Origin of the sequence: Streptomyces sp. NPDC001502 (assembly GCF_042894785.1) — a bacterium.
GTDB lineage: Bacteria > Actinomycetota > Actinomycetes > Streptomycetales > Streptomycetaceae > Streptomyces > Streptomyces kutzneri.
Genome location: NZ_JBIAVW010000006.1, coordinates 60,913 through 75,875 on the forward strand (window position 1 = coordinate 60,913; position 14,963 = coordinate 75,875).

Sequence of the window (14,963 nt, forward strand, 5' to 3'; positions counted from 1 at the left end):
ATGGGTCGGCAGTGTAGAACGGGAGATGTGACGGCAATGGCTACGGGAATTCTCCGGCCCCCAGGCACGACGGCCGTCCCCGCCCCGGGCGGCGGGCGGTGAACCCGGGGCACGGCATCCGACCCCTGGCCGACACGGTCCACGTGAGCGCCACCCTCGACAAAGCGGCGGCGGAGAACTTCCCCGTCGCCCCCGTCTTCCTGCCCCGCGCCTGGCGCGACGGGCTGACGGCCGTCTACGGGTACGCCCGCCTCGTCGACGACATCGGCGACGGCGACCTCGCCCCCGGCGGACACGACGCCGTCCTCCTCGGTCTCGACCCCGCCGCGGCCGACGACCGGCCCGCCATGCTCGACGCCCTCGAAGCCGACCTGCACCGCGTCTTCAACGGTGCCGCCGGCCCCGCCGGCCCGCCGCGGCACCCGCTGCTGCAGGCTCTGCAGCCCGTCGTCCGCGCCCACGGCCTGACCCCCGAGCCGTTCCTCGCCCTGATCGAGGCCAACCGCCAGGACCAGCGGGTCGCGCGCTACGGGACGTACGCCGACCTGGTCGGTTACTGCGAGCTGTCCGCGAACCCGGTCGGCCGCCTCGTGCTCTCCCTCACCGGCACCAGCACCCCCGAACGGATCCGCCGCTCCGACGCCGTCTGCACCGCCCTGCAGATCGTCGAGCACATCCAGGACGTCGCCGAGGACCTCGGCCGCGACCGGATCTACCTGCCCGCCGAGGACCTGCGCCGCTTCCACGTGACCGAGGCGGAGCTCGCGGCCCCGTCGGCCGGCGCGGCCGTACGCTCCCTGGTCGCATTCGAAACCGAGCGCGCACGCGAACTGCTGAACGAAGGCACCCCGCTCGTGGGCAGCGTGCACGGCAGACTCCGGCTGCTGCTCGCGGGCTTCGTGGGAGGGGGGCGTGCGGCTCTGCGAGCCGTCACCGCCGCCGGTTTCGACGTACTCCCCGGCCCGCCCAAGCCCACCAAGAGCGGCCTGCTCCGCGAGGTGGCCGCCGTCCTGCGCACAGCGCCGAGAAAGGGGTGAGCCCGACCGTGGAGGGCCCCACACACGTGTCCGCACCGGTCCAGGCCGCCTACAGCTACTGCGAGGCCGTCACCGGTTCACAGGCGCGCAACTTCGCCTACGGCATCCGGCTGCTGCCGAACGACAAGCGGCAGGCGATGTCCGCGCTGTACGCCTTCTCGCGTCGGGTCGACGACATCGGCGACGGCACGCTGGCGCCCGAGGCCAAGTTCGCCCGGCTGGAGGAGACCCGCGCCCTGCTCGGGCGGATCCTCGCCGAGGAGGTCGACGAGGACGACACCGACCCGGTCGCCGTCGCCCTCACGCACGCCGCGCGCCGCTTCCCGATCCCGCTCGGCGGCCTCGACGAGCTCATCGACGGGGTCCTGATGGACGTCCGCGGCGAGACGTACGAGACCTGGGACGACCTCAAGATCTACTGCCGCTGCGTGGCCGGGGCCATCGGGCGGCTCTCGCTCGGCGTGTTCGGCACGGTGAACGGCTCGGGCCTCGCAGCGGACGACGCCGCGCGCGCCGGGGAGTACGCCGACACCCTCGGCCTTGCCCTGCAACTCACCAACATTCTCCGGGACGTCCGCGAGGACGCCGGCAACGGGCGTACCTACCTGCCCGCCGAGGACCTCGCCAAGTTCGGCTGCTCGGAAGGCTTCCACAGCGACCGGATGCCCGCCGGCGCCGACTTCGCCGGGCTCGTCCACCACGAAGTCCGGCGCGCCCGCGCCCTGTTCGCCGAGGGATACCGGCTGCTGCCGATGCTCGACCGGCGCAGCGGCGCCTGCGTGGCCGCCATGGCCGGCATCTACCGGCGCCTGCTGGACCGCATCGAGCGGGAGCCGGAGGCGGTGCTGCGGGGCCGCGTGTCGCTGCCGCCGCACGAGAAGGCGTACGTCGCCGTGCGCGGCCTGTCCGGACTCGACGCGCGGACCGTCACCCGCCAGAACACCCGGAGGCGAGCCTGATGACCGCGATCACCCCGCTTCCGGAGGCGGCAGCCGGTCCGGCCGCCGTCGCCGCGGCGCGCACACGCCCGCGCCCGTCGGGCCGTCCCGGCCGGGGCGCCGCCCGGGCAACCGCCCCGGCGGCGGGTGCGTCTCTTCCGGCGGACCGCGGCCACGCGGGCCGGGCCGCCGCACACCGGGCGGCCCCGCCCGCGCAGCACCGACCGGCCGGCCCGGAGGGCCACCGCACCACGGGGGAGGGCGCATGACCGGCTTCGAACAGCACGCCGTCGTCGTGGGCGGCGGACTCGCAGGGGTCACCACCGCCCTCGAACTCGCCGACGCCGGGCTCCGCGTCACCCTGCTGGAGGGCCGCCCCCGGCTCGGCGGGCTCGCCTTCTCCTTCAAGCGCGGCGACCTTGAGGTCGACAACGGCCAGCACGTCTACCTGCGCTGCTGCACCGCCTACCGGTGGTTCCTCGACCGCGTCGACGGCGCCGCCCTCGCGCCCCTGCAGGACCGGCTCGACGTACCCGTCCTGGACGTCGCCCACCCCGGCGGACCGCGCCTGGGCCGGCTGCGCCGCAGCGCCCTGCCCGTGCCCCTGCACCTGGCCGGATCGCTCGCCCGCTACCGGCACCTCTCCCTCGCCGAACGTCTGAGCGTCGGCCGCGCCGCCCTCGCGCTGCGCCGCCTGGACCCCACCGACCCGGCGCTGGACGGCCTGGACTTCGCGACCTGGCTCGGCCGCTACGGGCAGTCCGCCCGCACGATCGAGGCCCTGTGGGACCTGGTCGGCATCGCCACCCTGAACGCCACCGCCGAGCAGTCCTCGCTGGGCCTGGCCGCCATGGTCTTCAAGACCGGCCTGCTCTCCGAGAACGGCGCCGCCGACATCGGCTGGGCCCGGGTACCGCTGGGCGAACTGCACGACACCCTCGCCCGCAAGGCGCTCGACGCCGCCGGCGTACGGACCGAGCTGCGCACCCGCGTCACGGACATCTCCCGTATGTCCGAGGGGGCGTGGCGGATCGACACCGAGGAAGAGTCCCTGGAGGCGGGCACCGTCGTCCTCGCCGTCCCGCAGCGCGAGGCGCACGGACTGCTGCCCGCCGGCGCCCTTCCCGACCCCGACAAGCTCCTGGACATCGGCACCGCGCCCATCCTCAACGTCCACGTGGTCTACGACCGCAAGGTGCTCAAGCAGCCCTTCTTCGCCGCTCTCGGCTCCCCGGTGCAGTGGGTCTTCGACCGCACCGAATCCTCCGGACTCCCCGACGGCGGCCAGTACCTGGCCCTGTCCCAGTCCGTCGCCCAGGACGACATCGACGAGCCCGTCTCGGTCCTGCGCGCCAAGTACCTGCCCGAGCTGGAGCGGCTGCTGCCCGCCGCGCGCGGCGCCAAGGTACGGGACTTCTTCGTCACCCGGGAGCGGACGGCCACCTTCGCCCCCACCCCCGGCGTCGGCCGGCTGCGCCCCGGGGCGCGCACCGACACGCCGGGGCTCTACCTCGCCGGTGCGTGGACTGCCACGGGCTGGCCCGCGACCATGGAGAGCGCCGTCCGGAGCGGACTGAGCGCGGCCCACGCCGCACTCGCCGCGCTCGGCCGCCACCGCGAACACCCTCTGCAGGAGGCGGCATGACGAGCACCATCAGCAGCACCGGCACCACCAGCACCGCAAGTACAGGAACAAGAGGAGAGCCAGTGAACCCGGGGAACCCGGCTGTCGAGAACACGGATGCCAGTGTGGGCACAGCCGGAGGGGGCGTGGAGAAGGCGGACACGATCGCGCTCCTGGAACGCGGCCGTACGCTCTCGACCCCCGCGCTCCGCGCCGCCGTCGACCGGCTCGCGGCGCCCATGGACACCGTCGCCGCCTACCACTTCGGCTGGATCGACGCCCAGGGCAACGTGGCGGACGGCGACGGCGGCAAGGCCGTGCGCCCCGCGCTCGCGCTGCTCTCCGCCGAGGCGGCGGGCGCCGCGGCCGAGGTCGGCATCCCGGGCGCCGTCGCGGTCGAGCTCGTGCACAACTTCTCGCTGCTGCACGACGACCTGATGGACGGCGACGAGCAGCGCCGCCACCGCGACACGGTGTGGAAGGTGCACGGACCGGCCCTCGCGATCCTGGTCGGCGACGCCCTGTTCGCCCTCGCCAACGAGGTGCTGCTGGAGCTCGGCACCGTGGAGGCGGGCCGCGCGACCCGCCGGCTGACCACCGCCAGCCGCAAGCTCATCGACGGCCAGGCGCAGGACATCTCCTACGAGCACCGCGAGCGCGTCAGCGTCGAGGAGTGCCTGGAGATGGAGGGCAACAAGACCGGTGCGCTCCTCGCCTGCGCGGTCTCCATCGGCGCGGTGCTCGGCGGCGCGGACGACCGTACCGCCGACAAGCTGGAGGAGTACGGCTACCACCTGGGCCTCGCCTTCCAGGCCGTCGACGACCTGCTCGGCATCTGGGGCGACCCGGAGGCGACCGGCAAGCAGACCTGGAGCGACCTGCGCCAGCGCAAGAAGTCCCTGCCGGTGGTCGCCGCCCTCGCCGCCGGCGGGGAGGCCTCCGAGCAGCTCGCCGAACTTCTCGCCGCCGACGCCAAGAGCAGCGACTTCGAGAACTTCTCGGAGGAGGAGTTCGCGGCCCGCGCCGCCCTCATCGAGGAGGCCGGCGGCCGCCGGTGGACCGCCGACGAGGCGCGCCGCCAGCACGCCGTCGCGATCCGGGCCCTGGACGACGTCGACATGCCGCAGCGCGTGCGCGACCAGCTCGTGGCCCTCGCGGACTTCGTCGTCGTGCGCAAGAGGTGATCGCCACCCGACAGCGGATATGAATCGCGAGTCGCCGGCCGGCGCCGCCACCTGAGCGTGGCGCGCACCGGCCGACGGCAGACCCCAGCACAGCAGAGGACACTGTTCTAAGGGGAAGCCATGACAGCGACGACCGACGGCAGCGCCGAGAGCGCCGGCGCCGGCAGCGAATCCACCCCGGGCGCTCTGCCGCCCGGCCCCGCGGGCCGCACCGCGGGCCTGGCCGCCGGGCCCCCGGCGCCGCCCCCGGTCCCGCCGGCGCCGGCCCGGCCCGGCCGGGCGGGCCCGCGCGCCGAGTACGCCCCACCGGGCGTGCCCGGTCTGCTCGGCCGCCCCTCGCGCCCCGCGGCGGGGCGGGCCATGGACCGGGACCCGATCCGCGACACGGTCCGGGACACGGCGCGTGACACGGTCCGGACCACCGCGGACCTGCCCCGGCCGCCGGACGGCACCCGGCCGGGGGTGTACGAGGCCGCCGCGCGCGCCACCACGAACCTGCTGGACCGCCAGGACCCCGAGGGCTGGTGGAAGGGCGACCTGGAGACCAACGTCACCATGGACGCGGAGGACCTGCTGCTGCGGCAGTTCCTCGGGATCCGGGACGAGGCCACCACCCAGGCCACCGCCCTCTTCATCCGCGGCGAACAGCGCGAGGACGGCACCTGGGCCACCTTCCACGGCGGACCGCCCGAACTGTCCGCCACCATCGAGGCCTACGTCGCGCTGCGCCTCGCCGGGGACGCGCCGGACGCCCCGCACATGACCCGCGCCTCGGCGTGGATCCGGGCCCACGGAGGGATCGCCGCCGCCCGCGTCTTCACCCGGATCTGGCTGGCCCTCTTCGGCTGGTGGAACTGGGAACACCTGCCCGAACTCCCGCCCGAGCTGGTCTTCCTGCCGCCCTGGGTGCCCCTGAACATCTACGACTTCGGCTGCTGGGCCCGCCAGACCATCGTCCCGCTCACCGTGGTCTCCGCACTGCGCCCGGTCCGCCCGGCCCCCTTCGCCCTCGACGAGCTGCACGCCGACGCGCGCACGCCCAACCCCGCCCGCGGACTCGCCCCGCTGACCAGCTGGGACGGCGCCTTCCAGCGGATGGACAAAGCCCTGCACGTCTACCGCCGGTTCGCCCCGCGCCGGCTGCGCAAGGCGGCGATGGCCACCGCCGGCCGCTGGATCGTCGAACGCCAGGAGAACGACGGCTGCTGGGGCGGGATCCAGCCGCCCGCCGTGTACTCGGTCATCGCCCTGCACCTGCTCGGCTACGACCTCGGGCATCCGGTGATGCGTGCCGGACTGGAGTCCCTGGAGCGGTTCGCGGTGTGGCGCGCGGACGGCGCCCGGATGATCGAGGCCTGCCAGTCCCCGGTGTGGGACACCTGCCTCGCCGCGATCGCCCTGGCCGATGCGGGCCTGCGCCCCGACCACCCCGCACTGGTCAAGGCGGCCGACTGGATGCTCGGCGAGGAGATCGTCCGCACCGGCGACTGGGCCGTGCGCCGGCCCGGGCTCGCCCCCGGCGGCTGGGCGTTCGAGTTCCACAACGACACCTACCCCGACATCGACGACACGGCCGAGGTGGTCCTCGCCCTGCGCCGGATCAAGCACCCGGACCCGGCCCGGGTCGAGGCGGCCATCGCCCGCGGGGTGTCCTGGAACCTCGGCATGCAGTCGAGGAACGGGGCGTGGGGCGCCTTCGACGCCGACAACACCAGCCCTCTTCCGAACAAGCTGCCCTTCTGCGACTTCGGGGAGGTCATCGATCCGCCCTCGGCCGACGTCACCGCCCACGTGGTGGAGATGCTCGCCTTCGAGGGCCGCGGGGGAGACGCCCGGACCCGGCGCGGCATCGCCTGGCTGCTGGCCGAACAGGAGCCGAACGGAGGCTGGTTCGGCCGCTGGGGCACCAACTACGTCTACGGCACCGGCTCGGTGGTCCCGGCCCTCGCCGCCGCCGGGATCTCCCCGGGGCATCCCGCGATCCGGCGGGCCGTGCGCTGGCTGGAATCCGTACAGAACGAGGACGGCGGATGGGGCGAGGACCAGCGCTCCTACAAGGACCCGTCCTGGGCCGGGAAGGGCGCTTCCACCGCCTCGCAGACCGCCTGGGCGCTCATGGCCCTGCTGTCGGCCGGCGAGCGTGACGGCAAGGCCGTGGAGCGGGGCATCGCCCACCTGGTGGAGACCCAGAAGGAGGACGGCACCTGGGACGAGCCGTACTTCACCGGCACCGGCTTCCCCTGGGACTTCTCCATCAACTACCACCTGTACCGGCAGGTGTTCCCGCTCACCGCGCTCGGCCGCTACTTGTACGGGGAACCGTTCGTCCCGGCCGGAGCGCACCCGGCAGCGGCCGGGGAGGCGTGATGTCCGCCGCCGGCGGGGACCGGGCCCGCAGGCCCGGCCCGCTGCTGGTGGCCTGTGCGCTGCGGATCGAGCAGGCGGCACTGCGCAGCGCCTGCCGCGGCCCGGGACGCGGCCCGGCCGGCGGGCACGTCCTGCTGCGCACCGGGATGGGCCCGCGCGCGGCCGAGCGGGCCGTCGGCCGGGCACTGGACCGGCCGGGAATGGACCTCGCCGCCGTCCTCGCGACGGGGTTCTGCGCCGGGCTGGTCCCCGGCATGCACCCCGGAGACCTGGTCGTCGCCGAGGAGACCCGGGACCCGCAGGGAACCGTCACCTGCACCGGCAGCGCCCTGCTCGCCGAGGCACTGGCCCGGGCCGCCCCGGGCCGGACCGTGCACACCGGCGCCCTGACCGGATCCGACCACGTCGTCCGCGGCCAGGAGCGCGCGCAGCTGCGCGCCACCGGCGCCATCGCGGTCGACATGGAGTCCGCGGCCACCCTGTGGGCCGCCACCCGCGGCGGCGGCCGTCCGGTTGCGGCCGTCCGGGTGATCGTGGACGCTCCGGAGCACGAGCTCGTCCGTATCGGCACGGTTCGCGGGGGAATATCGGCCTTCCGTGTCCTGCGTGCCGTACTGCCCGCGTTTCATGAATGGCACCGTTCGTTGCTGCTCCCCAGGAGGTGAGCCAGATGGCCATGCCGCTGCGCCAGTCCATCAGGGTCGGGACGTATCTTCTCGAACAGAAGCTCCGCAAGCGCGAGAAGTTCCCCCTGATCGTCGAACTGGAACCGCTCTACGCCTGCAACCTGGCCTGTGAGGGGTGCGGGAAGATCCAGCACCCGGCCGGGGTGCTCAAGCAGCGCATGCCGGTCGCCCAGGCGGTCGGCGCCGTACTGGAGTCCGGTGCGCCCATGGTGTCCATCGCGGGCGGCGAGCCCTTGATGCACCCGCAGATCCACGAGATCGTCCGGCAGTTGGTGGCGAGGCGGAAGTACGTGTTCCTCTGCACCAACGCGATGCTGCTGCGCAAGAAGATCGAGAAGTTCACCCCTTCCCCCTATTTCGCCTTCGCCGTGCACATCGACGGTCTGCGCGAACGCCACGACGAGTCGGTGGCCAAGGAAGGCGTCTTCGACGAGGCGGTCGCCGCCATCAAGGAGGCGAAGAAGCGCGGGTTCCGGGTGACCACCAACTCCACCTTCTTCAACACCGACACCCCGCAGACGATCATCGAGGTACTCAACTACCTGAATGACGACCTCCAGGTCGACGAAATGATGATCTCGCCCGCCTATGCCTACGAAAAGGCTCCCGACCAGGAGCACTTCCTGGGCGTCGAACAGACCCGAGAACTCTTCAGGAAGGCCTTCGCGGGCGGCAACCGCCGACGCTGGCGGCTCAACCACTCCCCGCTCTTCCTGGACTTCCTGGAAGGGAAAGCCGATTTCCCCTGCACGGCCTGGGCCATTCCGAATTACTCCCTCTTCGGCTGGCAGCGCCCCTGCTATCTGATGAGCGACGGCTACGTACCGACGTACCGCGAGCTCATCAACGACACCGACTGGGACAAGTACGGCCGCGGAAAGGACCCGCGCTGCGCGAACTGCATGGCGCACTGCGGCTACGAGCCCACCGCCGTCCTCGCCACCATGGGCTCCCTCAAGGAATCCCTGCGCGCGGCCCGGGAAACGATCGCCAGCAACCGGGACAAGCCGGCATGACCGGGCGGCCACAGGAGGAAGGGGGCGGCCGGGGCAAGGGCTTCGACCTCGGCGCCCTGCTGGCCGAGCGCGGCGCGGAGCGGTACGAGCTGCACGCCCGGCACCTCAACCACCAGCTGCCCCGCATGCTGCACACCATCGGCTTCGACAAGGTCTACGAGCGGGCCGAGGGCGCCCACTTCTGGGACGCGGAGGGGAACGACTACCTGGACATGCTGGCCGGGTTCGGGGTGATGGGCCTGGGCCGGCACCACCCGGTCGTCCGCCGCGCCCTGCACGACGTCCTGGACGCCCAGCTCGCCGACCTGACCCGGTTCGACTGCCAGCCGCTGCCCGGGCTGCTGGCCGAGAAGCTGCTCTCGTACAGCCCGCACCTGGACCGGGTCTTCTTCGGCAACAGCGGCACCGAGGCGGTGGAGACGGCCCTGAAGTTCGCCCGGTACGCCACCGGGCGCCCCAGGATCCTCTACTGCGACCACGCCTTCCACGGGCTGACCACCGGCTCCCTCTCGGTGAACGGGGAGGGCGGCTTCCGCGACGGCTTCGCACCGCTGCTCCCCGACACGAAGATCGCGCTCGGGGACCTCGCAGCCCTGGAGCGGGAGCTGAAGCGCGGGGACGTGGCCGCCTTCGTCGTCGAGCCGATCCAGGGCAAGGGGGTCCTCGCCGCCCCGCCCGGATTCCTGCTCGCCGCGCAGGAGCTGCTGCACCGGCGGGGGGCGCTGCTGATCGCGGACGAGGTGCAGACCGGCCTCGGACGTACCGGGGACTTCTACGCGTACCAGCACGAGCCGGGCGTGGAACCGGATCTGGTGTGCGTGGCGAAGGCGCTGTCGGGCGGATACGTCCCGGTCGGCGCGACCCTGGGCAAGGACTGGATCTTCAAGAAGGTCTACTCGTCCATGGACCGGGTGCTCGTGCACTCCGCGAGCTTCGGTTCCAACGCCCAGGCCATGGCGGCGGGCCTCGCGGTCCTGTCCGTCATGGAGGACGAGGAGGTCGTGGCGAACGCCCGGGCCATGGGCGACCTGCTGCGCGGGCGGCTCGCCGCGCTGGTGGACGGGTACGAGCTGCTGCACGAGGTGCGGGGGCGCGGGCTGATGATCGGCATCGAGTTCGGCCGGCCGTCCTCGCTGGGCCTGCGCAGCCGGTGGACCATGCTGCAGGCGGCCCGCAAGGGGCTCTTCGCGCAGATGGTCGTGGTGCCGCTGCTGCAGAAGCACCGGATCCTCACCCAGGTCTCCGGGGACCACCTGGAGGTGATCAAGCTGATCCCGCCGCTGATCGTGGACGAGGCGGACGTGGACCGGTTCGTCGGGGCCTTCCGCGAGGTCATGGACGAGGCGCACGGCGGGTCCGGGCTGATCTGGGACTTCGGCCGGACGCTGGTGAAGCAGGCCGTCGCCACGCGCTGACGGCCCGCCCACCCCGTGGGGGAACCGGTCTCCACCCCGTGGGGGAACCGGTCCCCGCCCCGGTCAGGCGAGGAGCCGGTCCCGCAGCCGGTCGAGGGTCTCGGGCGTCAGCCCGAGGCCCTCCGCCAGGTAGCGGTCCACCCCGCCCCAGATCTCGCCGATGGTGTCGAAGGCGGCCACCAGGTACTCGGCGCGGGCGTCGAAGAGCGGCGCGAGCAGCTCCATCACCTCGGGGGAGCGGGCGCCCTCCGACTCGTCGGTGCGGCGCACGCGGTAGCGGCGGTGCGGGGCGTTCGACTCCAGGTAGTCCGCCACGATCGCCTCGCGCTCGACGCCCAGCGCGAGCAGGGTGACGGCGATCGACAGGCCGGCCCGGTCCTTGCCGGCCGCGCAGTGCATCAGCGCGGGGACGCTGTCCTCGGCGAGGGCGTGCACGACCCGGCTGTGCTCGGCGGTGCGCTGCCGGATGATCCCGCGGTACGAGTTCGACATCCGGGCCGCGGCCTTGCCGTCGCCCAGGAGCTCGCGCAGCTGGACGAGGTCGCCGTCGCGGACCAGCCGCCAGAACTCCCGGCCGTCGGCCGGGTCGGAGAGCGGGATGTTGACGTTCCGCACGCCCGGCAGCTCGACGTCCGGCCCCTCCAGCGCGTGGTCGGCGACGTTGCGGAAGTCGAAGATGGTGTGGAGGCCGAGCGAGGCGAGGAACTCTGCGTCGCTTTCGGTGGCATGCGCGAGATGTCCGCTTCGGAACAGTCGTCCCGTCCTGACCGTTCGGCCGTCAGAAGTCGGCAATCCGCCCACATCGCGGAAATTGCGCACTCCGGACAGCTCCGGCTCCTGTATCTGCTGGGTCAAAGCAACTCCTCCGCCACGTTGTGGGCCCTCTGTCCGAATTACACTACTTGGCGCCAACTTGCCATATCCGGAGGCGAGATCGGGCACGTCCCCGTGAGCCAGATCATACGGTGACCGTGAGTGCCTGATCGTTAAAGGCGAATGGCCGCGTCGGGGCGGCTGTTGGCGGTGCGGAATGGACGGAGTGTGACGGTAATTCCGTCGGTCCCTCATGCCTGTTATTCCGTCAGGGAATTCACGGCTTGTTCCGTGCCGCCGCAAGGGATTACCTTCGCGATCGATCCGGGTGGACCGCCAAATCCTGCCGCCTCCCGGAAACCGCACCCGACCTATTCGCGCGGCAGGAGCGGGGGAACCAGGTAAGCCGCCGGCCCGGAGATCCTTTCTCCGGGACGGCTCGGGGTGAAGCCGTCCATGTCCCGTACATGTACGGCCGGACATCTCCAGTCCGAACCCGACAGCTCACCTCGCAGGCGCCGGAGAGGAATTCGTCATGCCTGCAAAGGGTAAGCACCGCCGCCCCAAGTCCCTTTCCCTTTCCCGCGGTTTCGCCGTCGCCGGAACCGGTGGCGCGGCCCTCGCACTGCCGCTGATCGGCGCCGCCGGCGCCCACGCGGCCGGCGCCCCGGCCGCCGCGACCGCGGTGACCCCCGCCGTGGCGTCGCAGGCCCCCGTCGCCCTGCAGGCGGCACCCGTCGCCGCCGTGCAGGCCGCGCCGACCGTCTACACCGTCGTGCCGGGCGACTACCTCTCCAAGATCGCCGCCGAGCGCCACCTGTCCGGCGGCTGGGAGCAGCTGTACGCCGACAACCGCGAGGCCGTCGGTGGCAACCCGTCGCTGATCCACCCGGGCCTGAAGCTGAACCTCGGCGGCCTGGCCGAGGCGGCTCCGGCCGAGGCGGAGGCTGAGGCGGAGGCCGAGGCCGCCCCGGCCCCCGAGGCCGACGCGAAGCCGGCCGCGCAGGCCGCGCCGAAGCCGGTCCGCAAGCAGGCCGAGCAGGCCGCCCCGGCGCAGCGGGGAGGCGCCGAGTCCCAGGCCGAGGCACCCGCCGCCGCGCCGCAGTCGGCCGCCGGCTTCGTGGCCCCGGTCAGCGGCGGCATCTCCACCCAGTACAAGGTCGCGGGCAGCATGTGGTCCTCCGGCTACCACACCGGCGTCGACTTCATCGCGAGCTCCGGCACCACCGTCAAGGCCGTCGGCGCGGGCACCGTGGTCTCCGCCGGCTGGAGCGGCTCGTACGGCAACGAGGTCGTCATCCGGCACGCGGACGGCATGTACTCCCAGTACGCCCACCTGTCCCAGCTCTCCGTCTCCTCCGGCCAGAGCGTCACCGCCGGGCAGGCCATCGGCCTCTCCGGCTCCACCGGCAACTCGACCGGACCCCACCTCCACTTCGAGATCCGTACGACCCCGTCCTACGGCTCGGACATGGACCCGATCGCCTACCTCCGCTCCAAGGGCGCGAGCCTCTGACGGCACCCGCCGCCGGAGCACCGACACGCGTGAGGCCGGGACCCGAGGGGGGTCCCGGCCTCACGTGTACTTATTCCTTATCCCTCGCGTGGTATAGATCACGGTCCGTCAACCCCTCATTACGTTGGCGTAGGTTGGTTACGGGAGTGAAGGATGGGTTCTCGTGGCAGCGACGACGACGAAACTCAAGACCATCGGCTCGTACGCGGCGATCGGGGACAGCTTCACCGAGGGCGTGGGGGACCCGGGACCCGGGGATTCTTTTCTCGGCTGGGCGGACCGGCTCGCCGTGCTCCTGGCCGATCAGCGCGAAGAGCATGACTTCCGGTATGCGAATCTGGCGGTGCGGGGGAAGCTCCTCGACCAGATCGTGGCCGACCAGCTCCCGAGAGCCAAGGCCCTCGCACCGGACCTGGTGACCTTCTGTGCGGGCGGCAACGACATCATCCGGCCCGGCACCGACCCGGACGACGTGGCCGAGCGGTTCGAGGCGGCGGTGGCCGACCTCACCGGGTCCGTGGGCCAGGTCATGATCACCACGGGCTTCGACACCCGCGGCGTACCGGTGCTCAAGCACCTCCGCGGCAAGGTGGCGACGTACAGCGCGCACGTCCGCGCCATCGCCGACCGCTACGACTGCCCGGTGCTCGACCTCTGGTCGCTGAAGTCCGTACAGGACCGGCGGGCCTGGGACACGGACCGGCTGCACCTCTCGCCCGAAGGACACACGCGGGTCGCGCTGCGCGCCGCGCAGGTGCTCGGGCTGGACGTGCCGGCCGACCCCGACCAGCCGTGGCCCCCGCAGCGGCCGCGCGGCTCGGTGGACGTGACCCGGGACAACATCCAGTGGGCGCGCGAGCACCTCGCGCCGTGGATCGGCCGACGGCTGCGCGGGGAGTCCTCCGGGGACCACGTGGAGGCGAAGCGGCCGGACCTGCTGCCGCTCTAGCGGGCGCGGGAGCCGGAAGCGGAATCCTTCGGGGCCGGTGTGCGTTGGGATGGTCGTAGAGCGACGACCATCCTGACCCCATCCTCCCTGGAGGCGCTTTGACCGGCTCCCGTCCCCTGCGTCCGCGGCTGCGTGCCCTGCGGCCCGAAGCCTTCGGTGCGGACCCGTCCGGTGCCCGCCTGGAGCGGATCCGGCGCTCGCCGAACTTTGCCGACGGCGTCTTCCAGAACCCGGTCGGGGCCCGGAACAGGCCCTCGGGGTCGATGGCCGAGTTCGCCAAGATCTACTTCCACCGGGAGCAGCGGATGCGGCGCAGCCCCGCCGCGCCGATCCCGGTCCACCCGACGACCCTCGCGGACCTGGCGAAGCCGCCCGCGAGCGGCCTGCGGCTGACCTGGATGGGGCACTCCAGCGTGCTCGCGGAGATCGACGGGCGCCGCGTGCTGTTCGATCCGGTGTGGGGTGAGCGGTGCTCCCCCTTCCCCTTCGCCGGTCCCAAACGGCTGCACCCGGTACCGGTCCCGCTGGCCTCGCTGGGCACGGTCGACGTCGTGGTCATCTCGCACGACCACTACGACCACCTCGACCTGCCGACGATCAAGGCGCTGGCCGGTACGGACACGGTCTTCGCCGTCCCGCTGGGCGTCGGCGCGCACCTGGAACGCTGGGGCGTACCGGCCGACCGGCTGCGCGAGCTGGACTGGAACGAGAGCACCAAGATCGCCGGTCTCTCGCTCACGGCCACCCCCGCCCGGCACTTCTGCGGCCGCGGCCTGCGCAACCAGCAGCACACCCTGTGGGCGTCCTGGGTCGTCGCGGGCGACGAGCACCGGATCTACCACAGCGGGGACACCGGCTACTTCCCGGGCTTCGAGGAGATCGGCGCCGAGCACGGCCCCTTCGACGCCACCATGATCCAGATCGGCGCCTACTCGGAGTACTGGCCCGACATCCACATGACGCCCGAGGAGGGCATGCGCGCCCACCTCGACCTGCAGGGCGGCACCCCCCACGGAACGATGCTGCCGATCCACTGGGGCACCTTCAACCTGGCCCTGCACCCGTGGGACGAGCCCGGCGAGGGCACGCTGACCGCGTCGGAGAACGCGGACGCCGCCATCGCGCTCCCCATCCCGGGACAGCCCTTCGAGCCCGGCTCGGCGGACGCACCCACCGCACCGTGGTGGCGGCCGTTCGTCGGCGGAAAGGCGGCGGGCGGTCCTGCCGACGGCCGTCCGACCGTGCCGCAGCGCGAGGCGGGCGGAGCGCCGGCGACACCCGCCCGGGTGGCGTCGGCGGCTGTCGACGGACAGGAGAAGCCGGAGTCCGTCGGCTCGTAACGCACGGCATCGGGGCGGGAACGGGCCCTCCCGGCACATCGGGGCGGCCGACAGCCCACGAAAGGACCCCCACGGACG

The 14,963-nt window shown here is 72.8% G+C and carries 12 protein-coding genes and 1 riboswitch; of the genes, 11 read left to right on the top strand and 1 reads right to left on the bottom strand.

Annotation, left to right across the window (positions count from 1 at the left end; genetic code table 11):
- Nucleotides 1–143: 143 nt before the first annotated feature.
- The 8 genes from hpnC (at nucleotide 144) to ACFY0D_RS12115 (ending at nucleotide 10,267) form a co-directional block, all read left to right on the top strand.
- Nucleotides 144–1,037 (top strand): squalene synthase HpnC, encoded by an 894-nt coding sequence (hpnC, locus tag ACFY0D_RS12080; protein WP_390798230.1) that lies wholly within the window; start codon nucleotides 144–146, stop codon nucleotides 1,035–1,037.
- Nucleotides 1,034–1,996, top strand: a complete 963-nt coding sequence (gene hpnD / locus ACFY0D_RS12085; RefSeq protein ID WP_390798231.1) for a presqualene diphosphate synthase HpnD — start codon at nucleotides 1,034–1,036, stop codon at nucleotides 1,994–1,996. Before hpnC ends, hpnD begins: the two co-directional genes overlap by 4 nt.
- Nucleotides 1,997–2,240: 244 nt before the next feature.
- On the top strand, nucleotides 2,241–3,620 hold the full coding sequence (gene hpnE / locus ACFY0D_RS12090) for a hydroxysqualene dehydroxylase HpnE (RefSeq protein WP_390798232.1): 1,380 nt from the start codon (nucleotides 2,241–2,243) through the stop codon (nucleotides 3,618–3,620).
- Nucleotides 3,617–4,783, top strand: a complete 1,167-nt coding sequence (locus ACFY0D_RS12095) for a polyprenyl synthetase family protein (protein WP_301364800.1) — start codon at nucleotides 3,617–3,619, stop codon at nucleotides 4,781–4,783. Before hpnE ends, ACFY0D_RS12095 begins: the two co-directional genes overlap by 4 nt.
- A 360-nt stretch (nucleotides 4,784–5,143) precedes the next feature.
- Entirely contained in the window at nucleotides 5,144–7,150 is a 2,007-nt protein-coding gene (gene shc, locus ACFY0D_RS12100) for a squalene--hopene cyclase (RefSeq protein ID WP_390798508.1), read from the top strand.
- A complete protein-coding gene (locus tag ACFY0D_RS12105; protein ID WP_390798233.1) occupies nucleotides 7,150–7,815 on the top strand; it encodes a 1-hydroxy-2-methyl-2-butenyl 4-diphosphate reductase in 666 nt (221 codons plus the stop codon). The genes shc and ACFY0D_RS12105 overlap by 1 nt, the downstream gene beginning before the upstream one ends.
- Before the next feature lie 5 nt (nucleotides 7,816–7,820).
- Nucleotides 7,821–8,852 carry an adenosyl-hopene transferase HpnH gene (gene hpnH / locus ACFY0D_RS12110; RefSeq protein WP_390798234.1) on the top strand — a complete coding sequence of 344 codons (1,032 nt, stop codon included), beginning with the start codon at nucleotides 7,821–7,823 and terminating at the stop codon, nucleotides 8,850–8,852.
- Complete coding sequence (locus ACFY0D_RS12115; RefSeq protein WP_390798235.1) at nucleotides 8,849–10,267, top strand: aspartate aminotransferase family protein; 1,419 nt, start codon at nucleotides 8,849–8,851, stop codon at nucleotides 10,265–10,267. The genes hpnH and ACFY0D_RS12115 overlap by 4 nt, the downstream gene beginning before the upstream one ends.
- A 63-nt stretch (nucleotides 10,268–10,330) precedes the next feature.
- Here the strand turns inward: ACFY0D_RS12115 and ACFY0D_RS12120 are convergent, their stop codons facing one another.
- Complete coding sequence (locus ACFY0D_RS12120) at nucleotides 10,331–11,122, bottom strand: tyrosine-protein phosphatase (protein WP_390798236.1); 792 nt, start codon at nucleotides 11,120–11,122, stop codon at nucleotides 10,331–10,333.
- Between the two features lie 292 nt (nucleotides 11,123–11,414).
- Nucleotides 11,415–11,611: riboswitch (cyclic di-AMP (ydaO/yuaA leader) on the top strand.
- A 4-nt stretch (nucleotides 11,612–11,615) separates the two neighbouring features.
- Here ACFY0D_RS12120 and ACFY0D_RS12125 point away from each other — a divergent pair.
- The 3 genes from ACFY0D_RS12125 (at nucleotide 11,616) to ACFY0D_RS12135 (ending at nucleotide 14,885) form a co-directional block, all read left to right on the top strand.
- On the top strand, nucleotides 11,616–12,596 hold the full coding sequence (locus ACFY0D_RS12125; protein ID WP_390798237.1) for a LysM peptidoglycan-binding domain-containing M23 family metallopeptidase: 981 nt from the start codon (nucleotides 11,616–11,618) through the stop codon (nucleotides 12,594–12,596).
- A 163-nt stretch (nucleotides 12,597–12,759) separates the two neighbouring features.
- A complete protein-coding gene (locus ACFY0D_RS12130; RefSeq protein WP_351148926.1) occupies nucleotides 12,760–13,545 on the top strand; it encodes an SGNH/GDSL hydrolase family protein in 786 nt (261 codons plus the stop codon).
- 98 nt (nucleotides 13,546–13,643) lie between these two features.
- Nucleotides 13,644–14,885: an MBL fold metallo-hydrolase gene (locus ACFY0D_RS12135; protein ID WP_390798238.1), complete on the top strand. Its 1,242-nt coding sequence runs from the start codon at nucleotides 13,644–13,646 to the stop codon at nucleotides 14,883–14,885.
- The last annotated feature ends 78 nt before the right edge of the window (nucleotides 14,886–14,963 follow it).

Coding starts and splice junctions, on each gene's coding strand:
- shc (WP_390798508.1), top strand. CDS start 5,144: ATGGACCGGGACCCGATCCGCGACACGGTCCGGGACACGGCGCGTGAC.
- ACFY0D_RS12125 (WP_390798237.1), top strand. CDS start 11,616: ATGCCTGCAAAGGGTAAGCACCGCCGCCCCAAGTCCCTTTCCCTTTCC.
- ACFY0D_RS12115 (WP_390798235.1), top strand. CDS start 8,849: ATGACCGGGCGGCCACAGGAGGAAGGGGGCGGCCGGGGCAAGGGCTTC.
- ACFY0D_RS12105 (WP_390798233.1), top strand. CDS start 7,150: ATGTCCGCCGCCGGCGGGGACCGGGCCCGCAGGCCCGGCCCGCTGCTG.
- hpnE (WP_390798232.1), top strand. CDS start 2,241: ATGACCGGCTTCGAACAGCACGCCGTCGTCGTGGGCGGCGGACTCGCA.
- ACFY0D_RS12095 (WP_301364800.1), top strand. CDS start 3,617: ATGACGAGCACCATCAGCAGCACCGGCACCACCAGCACCGCAAGTACA.
- hpnH (WP_390798234.1), top strand. CDS start 7,821: ATGGCCATGCCGCTGCGCCAGTCCATCAGGGTCGGGACGTATCTTCTC.